General features: G+C 62.5%; 14 protein-coding genes. 6 read left to right on the forward strand and 8 right to left on the reverse strand.

What is annotated here, in order from left to right; all coding sequences use genetic code 11:
• Window positions 1-10 precede the first annotated feature (10 nt).
• The 4 genes from NYP18_RS04600 to NYP18_RS04615 form a co-directional block, all read right to left on the reverse strand.
• A complete protein-coding gene (locus NYP18_RS04600; protein WP_259427002.1) occupies window positions 11-2,932 on the reverse strand; it encodes a DEAD/DEAH box helicase in 2,922 nt (973 codons plus the stop codon).
• Entirely contained in the window at window positions 2,932-3,327 is a 396-nt protein-coding gene (locus NYP18_RS04605) for a (deoxy)nucleoside triphosphate pyrophosphohydrolase (protein WP_259427130.1), read from the reverse strand. Before NYP18_RS04605 ends, NYP18_RS04600 begins: the two co-directional genes overlap by 1 nt.
• A 163-nt stretch (window positions 3,328-3,490) precedes the next feature.
• Window positions 3,491-4,468, reverse strand: a complete 978-nt coding sequence (locus NYP18_RS04610) for a NosD domain-containing protein (RefSeq protein ID WP_259427003.1) — start codon at window positions 4,466-4,468, stop codon at window positions 3,491-3,493.
• A 475-nt stretch (window positions 4,469-4,943) separates the two neighbouring features.
• Window positions 4,944-5,627, reverse strand: a complete 684-nt coding sequence (locus NYP18_RS04615; protein ID WP_259427004.1) for a GntR family transcriptional regulator — start codon at window positions 5,625-5,627, stop codon at window positions 4,944-4,946.
• A gap of 122 nt (window positions 5,628-5,749) precedes the next feature.
• Between NYP18_RS04615 and NYP18_RS04620 the strand changes: the two genes are divergently transcribed.
• The 3 genes from NYP18_RS04620 to NYP18_RS04630 all read left to right on the forward strand — a co-directional run bounded on the left by NYP18_RS04620 (window position 5,750) and on the right by NYP18_RS04630 (window position 9,456).
• A complete protein-coding gene (locus NYP18_RS04620; RefSeq protein WP_259427005.1) occupies window positions 5,750-6,406 on the forward strand; it encodes a flavin reductase family protein in 657 nt (218 codons plus the stop codon).
• Window positions 6,403-7,716: an MFS transporter gene (locus NYP18_RS04625; RefSeq protein ID WP_259427006.1), complete on the forward strand. Its 1,314-nt coding sequence runs from the start codon at window positions 6,403-6,405 to the stop codon at window positions 7,714-7,716. Before NYP18_RS04620 ends, NYP18_RS04625 begins: the two co-directional genes overlap by 4 nt.
• Window positions 7,717-8,115: 399 nt before the next feature.
• Entirely contained in the window at window positions 8,116-9,456 is a 1,341-nt protein-coding gene (locus NYP18_RS04630; RefSeq protein ID WP_259427007.1) for a YjiH family protein, read from the forward strand.
• A 64-nt stretch (window positions 9,457-9,520) separates the two neighbouring features.
• On the opposite strand, the gene hutG is transcribed toward NYP18_RS04630, so the two are convergent.
• Window positions 9,521-10,447, reverse strand: a complete 927-nt coding sequence (hutG, locus tag NYP18_RS04635) for a formimidoylglutamase (RefSeq protein ID WP_259427008.1) — start codon at window positions 10,445-10,447, stop codon at window positions 9,521-9,523.
• Between the two features lie 95 nt (window positions 10,448-10,542).
• Here hutG and NYP18_RS04640 point away from each other — a divergent pair, with 95 nt between their 5' ends.
• From NYP18_RS04640 to hutI, 3 genes are all read left to right on the forward strand, one after another.
• Window positions 10,543-11,283, forward strand: a complete 741-nt coding sequence (locus tag NYP18_RS04640) for an IclR family transcriptional regulator (RefSeq protein WP_259427009.1) — start codon at window positions 10,543-10,545, stop codon at window positions 11,281-11,283.
• Between the two features lie 210 nt (window positions 11,284-11,493).
• A complete protein-coding gene (gene hutU / locus NYP18_RS04645) occupies window positions 11,494-13,176 on the forward strand; it encodes a urocanate hydratase (protein WP_259427010.1) in 1,683 nt (560 codons plus the stop codon).
• A gap of 1 nt (window position 13,177) precedes the next feature.
• Complete coding sequence (gene hutI, locus NYP18_RS04650) at window positions 13,178-14,359, forward strand: imidazolonepropionase (protein ID WP_259427011.1); 1,182 nt, start codon at window positions 13,178-13,180, stop codon at window positions 14,357-14,359.
• Here hutI and fdhD read toward each other — a convergent pair.
• From fdhD to NYP18_RS04665, 3 genes are read right to left on the reverse strand one after another with little or no spacing between them, the layout of a single operon-like run.
• Window positions 14,332-15,189: a formate dehydrogenase accessory sulfurtransferase FdhD gene (gene fdhD, locus NYP18_RS04655; protein WP_259427012.1), complete on the reverse strand. Its 858-nt coding sequence runs from the start codon at window positions 15,187-15,189 to the stop codon at window positions 14,332-14,334. The genes hutI and fdhD overlap by 28 nt on opposite strands.
• Window positions 15,190-17,505 (reverse strand): FdhF/YdeP family oxidoreductase, encoded by a 2,316-nt coding sequence (locus tag NYP18_RS04660; RefSeq protein ID WP_259427013.1) that lies wholly within the window; start codon window positions 17,503-17,505, stop codon window positions 15,190-15,192.
• Between the two features lie 26 nt (window positions 17,506-17,531).
• Window positions 17,532-17,780: a DUF6457 domain-containing protein gene (locus NYP18_RS04665; protein ID WP_439648052.1), complete on the reverse strand. Its 249-nt coding sequence runs from the start codon at window positions 17,778-17,780 to the stop codon at window positions 17,532-17,534.
• Window positions 17,781-17,789 lie beyond the last annotated feature (9 nt).

Raw genomic sequence — 17,789 nt, forward strand, 5'->3', positions numbered from 1 at the left:
GATTATCTGTTTAAGAGCTTCGAACCAGATATTCGTAGAGACTCTGTTCTACAGGGCTAACTAGATTCAGATCCATTGTTACGACATCCAGCATACTTCCCTCACCTCCGGGCATTTTCTGGTCTTCGTGGTTACTGGATTGGACTCTCCCTAAATAGTAGAAATCCTTTCCTTCGGCATCATCCTTCTTTACAAAGAGATGAAGGTCGTCTTCATTATTGATAATCGGTTTAAGTTCGTTACTGTGGAGCGTGCGTTTGCTTCTACTATACCAATGCATTGCTTGGGGACTAATGAACTCGTCTCCGTACTTAGTGCTTTCTGTTACGTCTTCATCCTTATGATATGTAACAAAGATTGGACAAGTGGAAGAAACGTCGTCTCTTTTGTATCCGTACAAAGTACTTTCATGGTTCTTGGGCCAATTAAGCAGCCGACAGACTTCGCGACGAGAATACATCGATCCTGCTTTGAGGTCTCCAGACCAGTATCCTCGCTCCCGGGATAGAAAAAGGCCAGTCTTGATAATGTCGTTGACATGTTCTTGGAAACTCTCTTCCGGTATGCAGCCAGGTGAGGGTGTGGCTTCGTAAAGACGACGGAAAGTGCTGCTGAGCTGATAACCGTTAGGGTTGGCAACGATCAGGGGTGAACCGCCGAACTTTTTTATTTGAGCATCAGTATAGAAGGAAAGCGAAAGAATGTTTTCTACCGAATCGAGAGTCAAATCATCTGACTTCGCTCCTTTTGACTCTAACAACTCGGAAAATTCGCTACGCGTTAGCGCAGTTCGATCAAGGAGTTGTTGAAGGAGTAGAAGCTCGTGGGGTCGCTTTCCATTCAGGATCTCGTCTGACAAGAAATGCAAGAGAGATGCTTCTTCGGGCGTAGGACCCTGCTGTACTAGCTTTAAATCTTTAAGAAGGCTCCAATAACTCTTTGGTTTAGAACTATTTTCGTACTGTGAGGCAATTAGAACAGGGTCAACTGTGTCGAAGCGTGCGAAGTCGAAAAGTTGGGGCAAGCGACCTAAGCGATTGATAAGTTGCTGAATATCGCGCTTGAAGATCTGTTTTCCGATGAGACGTGCTTTACTTAAAGACTCTAGAATTCTCTCCTGAGCAATAGCATCAAAATTTACGCTAGAGACCCCGGCAATAGTATTTGTCGAGTTATTATCTAGGAGATTCTTTCGAATTGAATCTTTGTTTCGTGAGTTATCTCCAAAAAGTGCGATAGGAATTAGGTAATTATTTGTGTAGTTACCGATGAAATCTATAACGCGCAGATGGTCTTTGCCAGGTGCTTTGCGAAGGCCGCGCCCAAGCTGCTGCGTAAAAATGATGCTAGATTGAGTTCCACGGAGCATGACCACCTGATTGACTGGAGGGATGTCAATTCCTTCATTGAAAATGTCAACGGTCAAGATGTAGTCGATCTCACGATCTTCAAGTTCCTGGATGACGAGCTCGCGTTCTTCTGAAGAATTTTCTCCGGTGAGAACCTTCGTGCGCAGTACTCGTCCATTGAGGTGGGAACGATTGAGCCAGCTGGAAAGTTCGTGAGCCTCTTCTTTCCTACTGCAGAACATCAGTCCCCTAACATTTGAGGGATGGCCGTATCGCTGAAGTATCTTTAAGATGTGTTTTACGCGCTCTTCAGCAACCAGGTTGGACAGTTGTGCAACATCATCAATCGTCTCGTTGTCATCATTGATGAAATCCGTGACGCCGTAATAATGAAACGGGACGAGCATTTTTTCCTCAAGGGCCTCATGCAGGCGAATCTCGAAGGGGACGTTGTAGTCGAAAAGCTCGAAGACGTTGAAACCATCGGTACGCTCAGGTGTCGCAGTCAGACCCAATAGGAATGAAGGCGTGAAGTGGTCGATTATTCGACGGTAGCTCTCCGCGCCTGCGCGGTGGACTTCGTCAATGACGATGTAGTCGAAGGCATTTGGCGCAAATGTTTCCAAGGTTCCGTCACGAGATAAGGACTGTACTGTGGAGAAGAGATATTTTCGGCTTGTCTGGCGAGTGGAACCGACAAGCTTTCCAAACCGATCCTCCCCTTCTTGCAGAACTCGCTGGAATTCGATCATTGCTTTGTTCAGGATTTGCTCCCGGTGTGCAATAAAAAGAACTCGCTTCGGTTCTGCGGCGCGGACCGCTAAAGCTGCGAGGATCGTTTTTCCTGTTCCTGTGGCAGAAATGATAACTGCCTTATCTTCACCGAGGTTGCGGAGTTCTTGAATTGCTTCGAGCGCTCGCATTTGCATGTCATTCGGGTAGATCTGCCCTGCAAGGGGAGCCTGGAGGGAAGAATTAGTGCTGTGGGAAAGTTGAGGGTGGAATTTTCGATGTTGCTCATAGTCGGAAATCCAGTCTTCAGTTAGCTCTTGTGAACGGTCTTTTTGCCGGTCAACTGCGTCGTTCAACTGTAGAGCGATATCACCGTCAGGAAACGCAGAAAAGCGGAGATTCCACTCTTGATTAACTAAAAGAGCATTATCGGTGAGGTTCGAACTTCCTACGATGGCTGTGACGGCGTCTTCTCGATGAAAGACGTATCCTTTTGCATGAAATCCGCGATCAACATCTTCGTGAATGAAAGTTCGTACGTTTTTCAGCAAGAGGAGCTCACGGAAGACTACAGGGTCATTGAAGTCCAAGTAGTTGGAGGTGATGATTTCTCCAGTTCCTTTGAACTGGAGGAGGGCTTCCTTTAGTAACGCAATTCCTCGACTGCTGATAAATGCGACAGAGAATACGAAATGTTTTGCATTTGATAGCTCTTGCCGTATCGCGTGCAACATTTTTTCTTCATCGTTGTTAGCGATAAGAAGAGGATTTAAAAGGTGATCGGAGTGGGTAGCTGCGTCAAGAAAGCCGAAGACAGTATCTTGACCGAGCGCGGTGTTTAACGGGCTCATTACCCGAGCTGCTCAGTAATGATTTTGACTGCTGGGATATCGGCCGGAGCCCAGTTCAGAGTGTGGAGCTCCGCTGCAGGGACCCATCGAATCTCCTCATGCTCAGTGAGCTGTGGTTCTCCTTCAACAAGAGTACAGAAATAGGTGGAGAGAACGACGATGCCGAAGTCATACTCATATTCTGTAGTGGTGATGAATTCGCCTACAGCCGCCTGGCAGAGCAATTCTTCTTCTAATTCCCGAGCAAGTGACTCTTCTGGAGTTTCTCCGGATTCAATTTTGCCACCCGGAAATTCCCAGAAACCCGGAAGTGCTTTCCCCGGTCCCCGCCGAGCAGCGAGAACCTTGTCCCCGTCAGTCAGAACTGCCCCTGTTACGTTGATGCGCTTCTTCATCATTGCTCCTCGGTTCACACAGCTGGATCGGCCTATGCTAACACGGTGAGCAGGGGTTTCTTTCTTGCAGAGTAGAGTCTCTCTGCCGTATGCGCCCCATGCCTCCTCCTTTGAGATGAGAAGGATGAGGCGTCGAAAAACAGTACAGAGCGTAAAGCTTCAGTTAAGAAGACAGCCCGAAGACCGGCTGTCCGGTCTTGCGGTCGGTGACGCACCCGGCGTCGATAAGCTCGGCGCCGCGCTTGCCGTTGAGGCTGCCCCGCTCGCCGGCGACGTAGCCACCGGTGCTGCAGACCAGGCCGTGGTCGCGGTTCGGTGTGTGGGTGGTGTTGCCCTTCACCTGGGAGGGGGCCTCGCTGTTGATCGGCTCGAAGTTGATGCCGGAGCCGTTGGCGGCGCGGATACCGTCACCGGCGTTGTTGCTGATGTCGTTATCGTAGATCTCGGCGTGGGAGCCGCGGTCGACCTCGACGCCGTGGCCGGCGTTGTCGGTGATCTCGTTGCCGGAGATCCAGGCGCCGGACCACTGTTTGACGATGATGCCGGGACCCTGGTTGTCCTTGATCACGTTGGGCAGGTGGCCGCGGGTGGGGGCGGTGAAGCCGATGCGGGCGTAGGAGTTCTCCTGGATGTTGATGCCGTAGCCGAGGTTGTTCACGATGGTGTTGCCGCCGATCTGACCGGTGGAGTCCTTGTCCAGATGGATGGCACCGGCACTGTCGGTGATGGTGTTATCCAGGATGGTGGCCGATGCTGGACCGGAGAGATGGACTGCGTGCGCGCCGCCGGTGATGGTCATGCCCTTGAGGGTCAGGCCGGTGCCTTCCACGAAGAAGGTGAAGGAGGCGGGGCCGGTCGGCGGGGCGGAGGCGTCGGGGCCCGCGATGGTCGCGGTGCCGCCGCCATCGATGGTCAGGTTCGTGGAGGTACGCGGTACGAATACGGTCTCGTCGCAGGTGCCGGAGACCTGGAGGGTGTCGCCGTCGGCGGCACCGAGAACCGCCTGCGCCAGGTTGCCGCCGGCGTTGCAGTCGACGTTGACGGTGGCTGCCTGGGCGGCGGGGGAGAAGGCGACGAGCGCACTCAAGGCGAGGGCGGGGACAGTGAGCACGGAGGAGAGCTTGCGGAGTGTAATAGCCACGGACGTTCCTTGGGGGAGGGGAATCATTAGAGGAAATGCATCACAGCAAAGTCGCATCTGTGATGAGGTGCACACTATATTTGGCAGGTCATTATGACAATCATTCGGGGTGGGGTGGGGGTATTGCCCTTCCGGCCTCGCGGGCCAGCTCCACGGCGTTCTTCGAGGAACGTGCTAGGTGGCCGTGGGTCACGGCGAAAGGTTTCGTCGCCCTTCTCCTGACCCGGCGACCGGTCCCATTCCTGGGCCGAGAAGCGGGTTGATGCGGCTTGTGGGCTTCCCTCTGGACGAGCCGGGAGCTCGTGATGTCGTCAACCGGCATGCCGGGTTGGGGGCCTCATGCCTCTCAGGTCGCGATAGCTCACCTCGCTGCGACGGCATCACCCCGTCGCCACAGGCTGACCGTGCACGGGGAACTGCGATCCGAGAATATCACCGGGGATCTGATGCTTCCATGTTCCGACTCTCAGGATCCTCAGCCTGCGACACCATTCCCGATCATGGTTACAGGGGCGATATGTCCTTCCTGGGCGCGTCTTGAAGCCACAGCCAGTGCTGATTCCACGAGGTAGTCATTGAGCTTAATGGAGGCTTCCTGCGCAGCAGCTGCGTCACGACGCGCTACCGCTTCTAGAATCACTTTGTGGAGAGTCTTTCCCTGGTCAATCTCCGTAGCGGCGTCCGTGAGATTCACCCCCCAGAAACGGCGGGATAAAACGTGCAGGGGGCGCATGATTTCCGCAAGATAATCGTTATGGGCGGCCACGCACATCAGCTGGTGGGTTCGACGAAGCGTGTCCAGGTATCCTCGGGGCTCAGTTTGGGCAGTGAGCTTTTCCCTGAGCGAGTTGAGTCCGGCAAGTTCATCCCCGGATCCTCGTTGGGAAGCCAGGACCACGGCCAGAGCCTCCAGGGAACGTCGGATTTCTAACCTGCCCAGCTGGTCATCGACACTCATTGAGGGCACCACGATCCCGGCACCCGTACTCGTGGCGACCAGGTGGTCGCGCGTCAGCCTCTGCACCGCCTCCCGGAGGGGGGTGCGGCCGTAGCCGGACATCTCGATCAGGGCGGATTCGGTGTAGGAGGACCCGGGGGCCAGGGTCCCTTGTTCGATCAGGTCTGCCAGGTAGTCGTAGGCATCATCAGCTTTCGTCATCCTTCCATTGTCGGTGATCGCAGACTGATCCAACAATATTTTCCGTATATCTATTGAATATTCTGGATATACGACGTAGCGTCATCTCCAGTAAGTGTCCTGGATCACCAAATGGAGGCATCGTGAAGTACAACCCTTGTGTGGAGTCCTCGGGGCTGCCCTATTCTCCCTTCAAGAGCAGCACTGTCCCCCGGCCGATCGGGTGGCTCTCCAGCGTCAGCGAAGACGGTCTGGAAAACATCGCCCCCTACAGTCAGTGGCAGAATCTCACCTTCGATCCCCCGATGGTGATGTTCTCAGCGAATCAGTATCCCGACGGACGCCGGAAAGACACTGTCCTCAATGCTGAGCGCACAGGCTGGTTCGTCTGGAATATGGCGACCTGGGACCTGCGGGAAGAAGTGAACAAGTCAGCGATGGCTCTGGGACCGGGAGAGAGCGAGTGGGACCATCTCGATGTGACCAAGGAGTACGCCGACAATCACCCCATTCCCATGGTGAAAGAATCCCCGGTGAAATTTGAGTGCCGGTACCTGTCCACCCACCGCCTGAAGGGCGATTCTGCTGTGGGATCCATCGATATCGTCTTTGCCCGGGTTGAGAAAATTCATATCGACGACGACGCCCTCACCCCGGACGGACGCCTGGATATTCCCCGGATTCAGCCGATCGCCAGGCTGGGATATTTCGACTACACCGTGGTCAGGGAGACTTTTGAAATGCGGGTTCCCGGAGCCGATGCGGACGCCCGGCTGGGACTGGAAGGCACACCAAAATGAGTGTCCCAGCTGTGGAGACTAAGCCGCGTACGTCACGGCGGGTCCGTGACCTTCTCGCGGTAAATTTCGGCAATGCCCTCGAATGGTATGACTGGAATATCTACACCATCTTTGCGCCCTATTTCGCAGTGCAATTCTTCAACCCGGATGACTCAACCTCAGCGTTCCTGGCAACACTCGCAGTCTTCGCCGTCGGTTTCGTGGCCCGTCCTATTGGCGGTTACCTCTTCGGCAGTTTCGCCGACCGGGTGGGACGCCGGCAGGCGCTGTTCGTCGCCATGATGCTCACTGCCCTGGGCAGTCTCATCATCGCGGTGACCCCGACCTACGAGAACATCGGTATCTTCGCTTCCGCAATTCTGGTGGCTGCACGTCTGCTCCAGGGTCTGGCCCATGGTGGTGAGATGGGGACTTCTGTCACCTATCTCGTGGAACGGGCTCCAAAGGGGCGAAGGGCATTTTTCGGTAGCACTTCCTGGGTTTCCGTTGTGATCGGCACAATCCTGGCGACCCTCATGGGGCTGCTGATGAATGGTCTGCTTTCCGAGGAGCAGATGGGGTCCTGGGGATGGCGGATCGCCTTTGGTGTGGGTGCAGCTCTGGGACTGTACGCGCTCTATCTGCGCAGGAACCTGGTGGAAACTGACGCCTTCAAGGAGCAGGCCGAGGATGTCGCTGCAGAGGGCAAGACTGAGGTGCCGGGTGAACCGAAGCACCGTGCCGGGTTGCTCTCCTACGGACGAGGCCTGTTCGTCATCTTCGGGGTTTCGGCAGGTGGCTCCCTGATGTTCTACACCTGGCTCATTTATCTCCCGACGTATTCCAGGGTGGAGTTCGGTCAGGACGCCACAAGCTCGCTGACCGCCGGTCTGATCGCCCAGGTCGCCTTCCTGTTCCTGATCCTGGGGGCGGGTCTGCTGGGGGACAGGATCGGAAGAAGACCGCTGGTGATTGCCTTCGGCGCCGTGTTCGTGGTGCTTACCTGGCCGGTATATCACCTGGTGGACGGGAGCTTTGCGGCACTGCTGGCCGCGATGATCATCTCCCTGGCCGGTTTGGCGCTGCTCTTCGGCGTGAACGGGGCGGTGTGGGCAGAGGCCCTCCCCACCCATGTCCGCGCTGCTGGTGTCGCTGGAACGCTGTCCCTGTCGACCGCACTCTTCGGCGGCACCGCCCCGTACCTGAATGCCTGGCTGACGGAGAACGGTCGGGGAGATTGGTTCATCATCTACATGATCATCATCGCCGGCTTCACCCTTGTCACGGGCCTGGTGATGAGAGAGTCCAAGGACTACGCACTGACACGTTGAGTCCTGTCAGTTTCCCCCGATGCCAGCAGGCAGGTGCTGGTATCGGGGGAATCGCACTTTAGATGGTCTCTATCGTCGCTGCACCATGGACTGCGCCGGTGAGCACAGGGGTCTTGTCACAGCGCAGAGGTGGGGACTGGCGGTGACCCGCTCCATGAGCGGCGGCGCCTTGTGACGCTGGACATATCTGTCAGGTCGCGCTAAGTTTGAGCCACCTACGCAGGCTGTCGCGTGGGCGCACAAGAAGTTCGCACTAACCATTCCCGGAGATTCGCTCCCGGTGAACATGGCCTTGTTGCCGTGCGCTGCGCTCATGACAGTCACCCGGACATCTCCCATTCCTTGCAGGAGACCCCCAATGCGTTGGTCATATCCCTCTTCTCTCGGCCGGTGGTCACGATGACGACTCCCGCTGACACCCGTATCGAGGGCACCCACGAGGCCACCGCGAAGCCGCGCGGTATCTGGCGTCTGTTCGTCTACAGCGCAATCGGCATCGTGGTGTTCTTCTTCCCGATGACCTACCAGGGGAAGAGCTCCATCCCGCTGGACCACATGGTCACCATGGTCCGGGAGTACCTGGGACCGCTGGTCCCGTGGTTCATTCTCGCCCTGGTCATCTACGGCACTGCCAGGGGGATCATCAACCGCAACTGGCGCAACGGTCCGATGGCGGCTGTGTTCACGGTGGCCAACGTCTTCGGCCTCATCGTCGCCCTGATGATCGTCTTTGACGCGCTGCCCGCCTTCCTGGCGGAGCCGGACCTGGCGCCCTTCCTCTGGAACTCCATCGCGGTTCCGGTCGGTCTGATCGTCCCCATCGGCTCCGTCTTCCTGGCGCTGCTGGTCAGCTACGGTCTACTCGAGTTCGTCGGCGTGTTCATGCAGCCGATCATGCGCCCGATCTGGAAGACGCCGGGCCGCTCGGCCATCGATGCCGTAGCCAGCTTCGTCGGCAGCTACTCCATCGGCCTGCTCATCACCGACCGCGTGTACCAGGCCGGACGCTACACCGCCCGGGAGGCCGCGATCGTGGCCACCGGCTTCTCCACCGTCTCGGCCGCCTTCATGGTCATCGTCGCCAACTCCCTCGGCCTGATGGAGCACTGGCTGACCTACTTCTTCGTCTCCCTGTTCGTGACCTTCCTGGTCACCGCCATCACGGTCCGAATCCCTCCCCTGAGCATCATCCCGGACGATTACTTCCCGGGAGCGACCCCGGAGCCGGAGAAGAAGGTCACCGGCAACCGTTTCCGGGCCGCCTGGGATGAATCGCTCGCGGTCCTGCGCGCCGCCCCCTCGCTCAAGGACGCCGTCCTGCTCAACCTGCGCGATGGCATCCGGATGGCTTCGGCGATCACGCCGTCGATCATGTCCATCGGCCTCGGTGGCCTGCTCCTGGCCAAGTTCACCCCGATCTTCGACTGGCTGGGCTACCTCTTCTACCCCTTCGCCTGGATTGTCCGCCTGCCGGAGCCGCTGCTGGCCGGCAAGGCTGCCGCCGTCGGCATCGCCGAGATGTTCCTGCCCGCAGGCATTGTCGCCGACCAGGAGTCCATGGTCCTGCGCTTCGTCATCGGCGTGGTCTGTATCAGCGCCATCATCTTCTTCTCCGCGATGGTGCCCTGCATCATGGCCACCCGCATCCCGCTGAAGGTCTCCCACATGGTGATCCTCTGGTTCGAGCGGGTCGCCCTGACCATCCTCATCACCACCCCGATCGCCCATCTGCTGTTCTGACGGTCCGGCACACGGAAAAGACCGGCTCCCTGCCACAGGGAGCCGGTCTTCTCGCGTCCGCGGGCTAACGCGGCAGGGCGTGCACGGCATCCTCGATCAACCGGGCGGCAGCACGGGCGGTGCGGGCATCGACATCGAAGCGGGGGTTGAGCTCGACGACGTCGATGAGCCGCAGCCGGCCGGTGGCGGCCAGTGCCCGGGTGATCGCCTGGATGCGCGGCATGTCCACACCGAATGCCGCCGGGGCGCTCACGCCCGGTGCGATGTCGGCGGGCAGGACGTCCAGGTCGATGCTCAGGTGGATGTGTTCGTGGCCTGCCACCGCCTGCAGCGCCTGTTCAGCGGCCTGGGCGGGGGACAGCGACATCAGTTCCTCATCGGTGACCACCCGCACCCCGAGTTCGACGGCGGTATCGAAGAGCGCGCGGGTGTTGTTGGGTCGGGAGATGCCGAGCACGGCATAGGAGAATTCCGGTCCGGCGAGTTCGGCGAGCTGGCGGAAGGGGGTGCCTGAGCTGGGGCGTTCGGCGGCGCGCAGGTCGAAGTGGGCATCAAGGTTGACGATGGTGGGGGCGGCACCCAGTCCCTCCCGCAGTCCGCGGTGGGTGCCGTAGGCGGTTTCGTGTCCGCCGCCGAGAACAACCACGAGGTGGCCCGCCCGGCTGAGTTCGGCCACGGCATCGCTCAGGGCGTCGTGTCCGCCCTCGAGGTCCTCGCCCTCGACGGTGATGGTGCCGGCATCGTAGCGGGGGATGCCGTCATGGACGGCGAGTGAGGCCAGGGCGGAGCGGATGGCGGCGGGCCCTTCGGCCGCGCCGAGGCGGCCGTTGTTGCGGCGTACGCCCTCCTCGGAGGCGAAACCCAGCAGGGCCACGCCGGGGGTGCCAGCAAGCGGGCCGATCACGGAGTGCCAGCGGGCGTGTTCGGGGCCCGGACCGTCGTCGCGGCCGGTCCAGGCACTGGCGGGGAAATCTCTGTTGATGGAGGTCATGCCTCGTAGGATACGAGGGGATGGAGCGGTCCGGCACCGCCCCGGCCGGGGCCCGGTCCGGCTCCCGAGACTCCGGCAGGAAAGGGGACTGGCTGATGACGCAGGTACCGGCGGCGCGCAACACGCTGCGCATTCTCACATTGCTGACCACGGTGGGGGTGCCGATCTCCGCGGCGCGGATCCGCGCCGAGCTGGATCTGCCGCGTTCGACCACCTACCACCTGCTCGCGGAGATGGAGACGGCAGGTTATGTGGTGCGCCTGCCGGAGGAGCAGACCTTCGGCCTGGGGCTGGCGGCCTATGCCATGGCCAACGCGTACACCACCCAGCAGCCGCTGGTCCGGCTCGGTTCGAAGCTGGTGGACACGGCCGCGGAGCTGGTGCAGGGCTCCGGCCACATCGCCCGGATGTCGGGCTCCGAGATCGTCTACCTGTACGAGCACCGCAGCCCGGGAGCGGTCTCCCTGGTCACGGACATCGGGGTGCGGCTGCAGGCCCACCGCACGGCCTCGGGAAAGGCGATGCTCGCGGCGCTGCCGGAGGTGGAGGCCCGGGCCGCCTTCGCCACCGCGGAGACCGGCACGCGCACCTGGCGGGATTTCCGGGCGGAGTTGGCCCGTGTACGGGAGCAGGGTTTCGCGGAGGAGATCGAGGAGGTCAGCCGCGGGCAACGCAGCCTGGCGGTGCCGGTGCTCGACCACCTCTCCCGCCCGGCGGCAGCGCTGACGGTGACTTACCCCGTCTCCCGGGACGTCGATGAAACGACAAAGGCCGAGCTCGCGGCGCATCTGGCACGCACCGCACGGCACCTGTCCGGGCGGATCTACGGCCGCTGAAGCCCGGTGGAGGAGTCTCGTATCCCGGACACTGAGGTAGTTTTCCCTGTCGATTCGGCATGTGATCCGCCTTACTCTGAGCGCAGGAACATGGCAGGCAGCACAGCCCGGCAGATGATCCCCACCGCTCGATGACAGCCCCGGCCCCGGCCGGATCGACGGGGAGGACACCTGCCGGAACGGTTGCCCGAACCCGAAAGGATCCCCTTCATGACGACCTCCACCCGACTCGTGCGCGCCGCCCGCGGCACCGAGCTTTCCGCCAAGAGCTGGCAGACCGAGGCACCCCTGCGCATGCTGATGAACAACCTCGACCCCGAGGTCGCCGAGCGCCCCGAGGACCTCGTGGTCTACGGCGGCACGGGTCGTGCCGCACGGTCCTGGGAGGCCTATGACGCGATCGTCGATACGCTCCGCGATCTCGAGGAGGACGAGACCTTGCTGGTGCAGTCCGGCAAGCCGGTCGGCGTTTTCCGCACCAATGTCTGGGCGCCGCGCGTGCTGCTGGCCAACTCCAACCTCGTCGGCGACTGGGCCAACTGGCCCGAGTTCCGCCGCCTCGAGGCCGAGGGCCTGATGATGTACGGCCAGATGACCGCCGGCTCCTGGATCTACATCGCCACCCAGGGCATCCTCCAGGGCACCTACGAGACCTTCGCCGCCGTGGGCCGCAAGCGTTTCGACGGCACTCTGCAGGGCACCATCACCCTGACCGGTGGTTGTGGCGGCATGGGCGGTGCCCAGCCGCTGGCCGTGACCCTCAACGGAGGTGTCTGCATCGTCGTCGACGTCGACCGCACCCGCCTCGAACGCCGCCAGGCCAAGCGCTACCTCCACGAGATCGCCGCTGACCTCGACGCCGCCGTCACCCGCGCCAACGAGGCCAAGGCCGCCGGCGAGGCCGTGTCCATCGGCGTGGTGGGCAACGCCGCCGAGATCTTCCCCGAGCTGCTGCGCCGTCACCGCGCCGGCGACATCCACGTCGACGTGGTCACCGACCAGACCTCCGCCCACGACCCGCTGGCCTACCTGCCGCTTGGTGTCACCCTGGAGGACTGGCAGCGCGAGGCCGACGCCGACCCGGAGGCCTTCACCGTCAAGGCGCGCGAATCCATGGCCGCGCAGGTGAAGGCCATGGTCGAGTTCCAGGACGAGGGCTCCGAGGTCTTCGACTACGGAAACTCCATCCGCGACGAGGCCCGCCACGCCGGCTACGACCGCGCCTTCGAATTCCCCGGCTTCGTCCCCGCCTACATCCGCCCGCTGTTCTGCGAGGGCCTGGGCCCCTTCCGCTGGGTGGCCCTGTCCGGTGACCCGGAGGACATCCGTGTCACCGATGAGGCAATCAAGGAGCTCTTCCCCGACAACGAGCACCTGCACCGCTGGATCGACGCCGCCGGCGAGTACGTCGAATTCGAGGGTCTGCCGGCGCGCATCGCCTGGCTCGGTTACGGTGACCGCGCCAAGGCCGGACTGCTGTTCAACAAGCTCGTCGCCGAGGGCAAGGTCAAGGCACCCATCGTCATCGGCCGCGACCACCTCGACTCCGGTTCCGTCGCCTCCCCCTACCGCGAGACCGAGGCCATGCTCGACGGCTCCGACGCCATCGCCGACTGGCCCCTGCTCAACGCCCTGACCGCCGCCTCCTCCGGCGCCACCTGGGTCTCCATCCACCACGGCGGCGGCGTGGGCATCGGCCGCTCCATCCATGCCGGCCAGGTCAGCGTCGCCGACGGTACCGAGCTGGCTGCCGCAAAGCTTCAGGCAGTGCTCACCAACGACCCCGGCATGGGCGTGATCCGACACTTCGACGCCGGTTATGACCGTGCCGCCGAGGTCGCCGAAGAGCGGGGCGTGCGCGTGCCCATGGCCTTCAAGTCCCGGGAGAGCTGAGATGACGGCCGTCCTGTTCACCGGCATCTCGGAACTGCGCACCGTCTCCGAGCTGGGCACCCTCCACGACGCGGCACTGCTCGCTGAGAACGGTCAGGTCACCTGGGTGGGGGAGGCCGCAACCGCCCCGGCGGCCGATGAGGAGGTGGATCTGGGCGGCCGCGCTGTCCTGCCCGGCTGGGTGGACTCCCACACCCACATGATCTTCGACGGCGACCGCTCCGGCGAGTTCGAGGCCCGCATGGCGGGCGCGGACTACGCCGCGGGCGGCATCGCCGTGACCATGTCCGCCACCCGTCAGGCAGGGGAGCAGCGCCTGGAACAGCTGCTCCTCGAACGCATCCGCGCGGCGCATGCCGGGGGCACCACCACCCTGGAGACCAAGACCGGCTACGGCCTGGACGTCGCCTCCGAGCGGTTGTCAGCCGAGATCGCCGCCCGTCACGTCGACGAGATCACCTTCCTCGGCGCCCACCTCGTCCCCCCGGGTGCGCAGACCGGTGACTACCTCGACCTCGTCGTCGGCGAGATGCTCGACGCCGTCGCCCCCCACGTCGGCTGGATCGACGTGTTCTGCGAGCGTGGGGCCTTCGACGAAGCGCAGTCGCGCCGGGTGCTCGAAGCGGGCAGAAAACGCGGCCTGGGCCTGCGGGTGCACGGCAACCAGCTCGGCGACGGACCCGGTGTCCAGCTGGCTGTCGAGCTCGGTGCCGCCAGCGTCGACCACGTCAACTACATCACCGACGCCGACGTGGAGGCCCTGGCCGGATCGGAGACGGTGGCCACGCTGCTGCCGGCCTGCGATCTGTCCACCCGCCAACCCCTGGCCCCGGCCAGACAGCTTCTGGACGCCGGCGCGCACATCGCCCTGGCCTCCAACCTCAACCCGGGCACCTCATACACGTCCTCGATGAATTTCTGCGTCGGCACCGCGGTGCTGCAGCAGTTCCTCTCCCTGGAGGAGGCCATCCACGCCGCCACCGTCGGTGGAGCGCGCGCACTACGGCGCCATGATGTCGGCGGCGGGCTGGACAGTAACGGCCGGCCAGCCAAGGGCACCCTCGCGGTCGGCGCGGCAGCGGACCTGCACGTGCTGGACACCGCCCACACCATCGACCTGGCCTACCGACCGGGCATGCCCCTGACCTGGCGGACCTACCGGGGCGCGGAGAGGGTGGCCTGAGGCGCCGGCTTGAGTGCCCCTGAATAGAGGTTGAAGCGCTGGTCCCGGGTGAAACCGGTCAGCGCCATCCCGGCCTCCCGGGCCAGGTCCACGGCCAGGGAACTGGCTGCGGACACGGCCACCAGGGCCGGGAAGCCGGCCATGACGGCCTTCTGCACCAGCTCGAAGGAGGCGCGGCTGCTCATCACCAGGATCAGATCCTCGGCGGGTAGCCGGTCGGCCAGCAGGAGGGAACCGATGACCTTGTCGGCGGCGTTGTGCCGGCCGATGTCCTCGCGGATGACCACCGGCTCGCCCTCGAGGGTGAAGGCGCCGGCGGCGTGGATGCCGCCGGTGCGTCGAAAAGCTTTCTGCCCCGCGCGGAGCTTCTCCGGCAGGGAGATGACCACGCGGGGGTCGAGCTCGATCGGCTTAATCGGGTGGGTCTGCTTGCCCATGATCTGCTCGATGGAGCTGGAACCGCACACTCCGCAGGCGGAGGTGGTGGTCACGGCGCGGACGGATTCGGGGCCCGGGGTGGCCACCCCGTGGGCGAGTTCCACCTCGAGCAGGTTGTAGGTGTTCTGTCCGGAGGCGTCCGTGCCGGAGCAGTAGCGGGCCTCCGCCACATCCGCTTTCCCCTGGATGAGGCCTTCGCCGTGGAGGAAACCGTGGATGAGCTCGATGTCATGGCCCGGGGTGCGCATGGTGGTGGTCAGCGTGGTGCCGTTGACCTGCAGCTCCAGTGGTTCCTCACCGGCGACGGTGTCGGCACGCGTGTCGGTGGACCAGGTGCCGTCGGCTTCCACATTCACGCGGGTGACCGCGAAGTCGCGGGTGATCCGCCCCATCTACTTCGCCTCCGCCTTTTCCGGAGCGAAATCTTCCGCCCGCGTGCCCAGGGGTTCCAGGCGCACGATCACGGACTTGGAGACCGGGGTGTTGGACAGCTCGGCCACGGAATCCATGGGCACCAGCACGTTGGCCTCGGGGAAGTAGGTGGTCACGCAGTCGCGGGCGGAGGGGTACTCCACGACCCGGAAGCTGGGAGCGCGGCGTTCCTCGCCCCGGAAGACGGAGACGATGTCGACCAGGTCGCCGTCGCGCAGCCCCCGCTCGCGGGCGTCCTCGGGGTTGACGAAGACCACGCGGCGGCCGTTCTTGATCCCGCGGTAGCGGTCGTCGAGGCCGTAGATGGTGGAGTTGAACTGGTCATGGGAGCGGACGGTCTGCAGCAGCAGATGGCCCTCGGGCAGCTCGATGACGTCGGTCTGGTTGACGGTCAGCTGCGCCTTGCCGGTGGTGGTGTGGAAGATCCGTTCGCGGGGGCCGTTGGGCAGGGCGAAGCCGCCCGGCTCCTCAATACGGCGGTTGTAGTCCTCGAAGCCGGGGATGGTGGCCTCGATGTGGTCGCGGACCACGCCGTAGTCGTTGACCATGGGCATCCAGAAGTCATCGCCGAAGGTGTGGTGGCCGATCCTGCCGATGATCTCCGGCTCGGCCTGCAGGTCCAGGTCCTTGTTGGCGCGGCGCTTGCCCACCGATGCGGAGACGATGCCCACGGAGTTCTCCACGGTGATCTGCTGGCGGCCGGAGGCCTGGACGTCCTCGTCGGTACGCGCCTTGACCGGCAGGATCAGGGACTTCTCACCGGGCCAGGCATGCGAGCCGTTGGGCTTGGTGGACAGATGGACGGTCAGTTCCTGCTGGCTCATGGCCGATTCCAGGCGGGTGGTGTCTGAGGCGACGCGCACCAGGTTGCCGCCCAGCGACATGAAGAACTTGGTCTTGCCCTCCCACATGGCGCGCAGGGCATCAACGGTGTCGAGGCCGTCCTCGCGCGGGACATCGAAACCGAAGTGGTCCTCCAGTGCCTGCAGGAAGCGCTCCGGCATCTTCTCCCAGATGCCCACCGTGCGGTTGCCCTGGACGTTGGAGTGGCCGCGCAGGGGAGCGGTACCGGCACCGGGCTTGCCGATGTTGCCCGTCAGCAGCAGGAAGTTGACCATCTCCCGGATGGTGTAGACGGCGTTCTTGTGCTGGGTCACGCCCAGGGTCCAGCTGACGATCACGCTGCGGGACTTCTCCACCATGTCCGCGGCCTTCTTGATCTCCGCCATGGTCAGCCCGCAGCCGCGCAGCAGCTCCGCATCATCGAGGCTGTCCAGGTGCGCGATGGTCTCCTCCACGCCGGAGCAGAACTTGTCCAGGAACTCATGGTCGATGGCGTCGCGGCGGATCAGCTCGCGGTTGAGGGCCTGGAAGAAGGCGCGGTCGCCGTCGAGACGGATCTGCAGGTACTCATCCGCCAGCTTCTCCGAGATACCCAGCGCACCCTTGACGGACTGCGGCTCGGAGAAGGCCATGAGGCCGGTCTCCGGGATCGGGTTGATGGCGAGGATCTTCCCGCCGTTCTCCTTGCACTTCTGGAAGGCGGTCAGCGCGCGCGGGTGGTTGGTGCCCGGGTTCTGCCCCACGGAGATCATCAGGTCGGTGATGTAGAAATCGTTCATGGTCACCGAGCCCTTGCCCAGGCCGAGCGTCTCACCGAGGGCGGAGCCGGTGGACTCGTGGCACATGTTGCCGCAGTCGGGCAGGTTGTTGCTGCCGTGGCGTCGGGCCAGCAGGCCGAACATGTACGCCGCCTCATTGGAGGCACGCCCCGAGGTGTACCAGATGGCCTCCTCCGGCTCCGTCTCCTTCAGCTGCTCCGCGATGATCCGGTAGGCCTCCTCCCAGCTGACCGGACGGTAGTGCTCATCCCCGCTGGAACGGTCATAGAGCATGGGGGCGGTGATCCGCCCCTGCTTGCCCAGCCAGTGGTCGGTCTTCTCCCGCAGCTCCTGCACGGTGTGCTGCGCCCAGAAATCCACGCCGGCGCGGTCCGGGGTGGTCTCCTCCGCGATGGCCTTCGCGCCGTTCTCGCAGAACTCCACCACCCCGATGTCCCCCTGGGCAGGCTCGGGCCAGGCACAACCCGGACAGTCCACGCCACCGTGCTTGTTCATCGTCAGCAGCGGCAGCAGGCCGCGCGCCGGGATGGCGTGCTGCATCGCGTGGTAGACACCGGGCAGTCCGGCGGCGGACTTCGATCGCTTCGTGACCTTCGGGTTGTCGAATTCATTGGCGACGGGGTTGACGGCGGAAACCTGATGCGGAGTGACCATGAATCCATGGTAGCCGCCGAATGGGGCTATGTAGAGAGCTTGTCCAGCAGTTCGAGGACCCGGGCGATGTTCTCGCGGGACTCAGCCACGGTCCCCTCATCCGGGGCGTCCGCCGCCAGGGCGCGGCCACTGGCCAGGCCCACGAGGAAGGCGGTCAGGGGTGCCGCGGGTCGGGAGGGGCCGTGGGCCACATCGCGGGTCAGATCCAGCAGGTCATGGAGCAGTTCCTCGATGACCGCCGGTGACAGGCCGAGTTCCCCGGAGACCTGCTCCAGCCAGGCCTT

The organism is Corynebacterium lemuris, from assembly GCF_024919295.1.
GTDB lineage: Bacteria > Actinomycetota > Actinomycetes > Mycobacteriales > Mycobacteriaceae > Corynebacterium > Corynebacterium lemuris.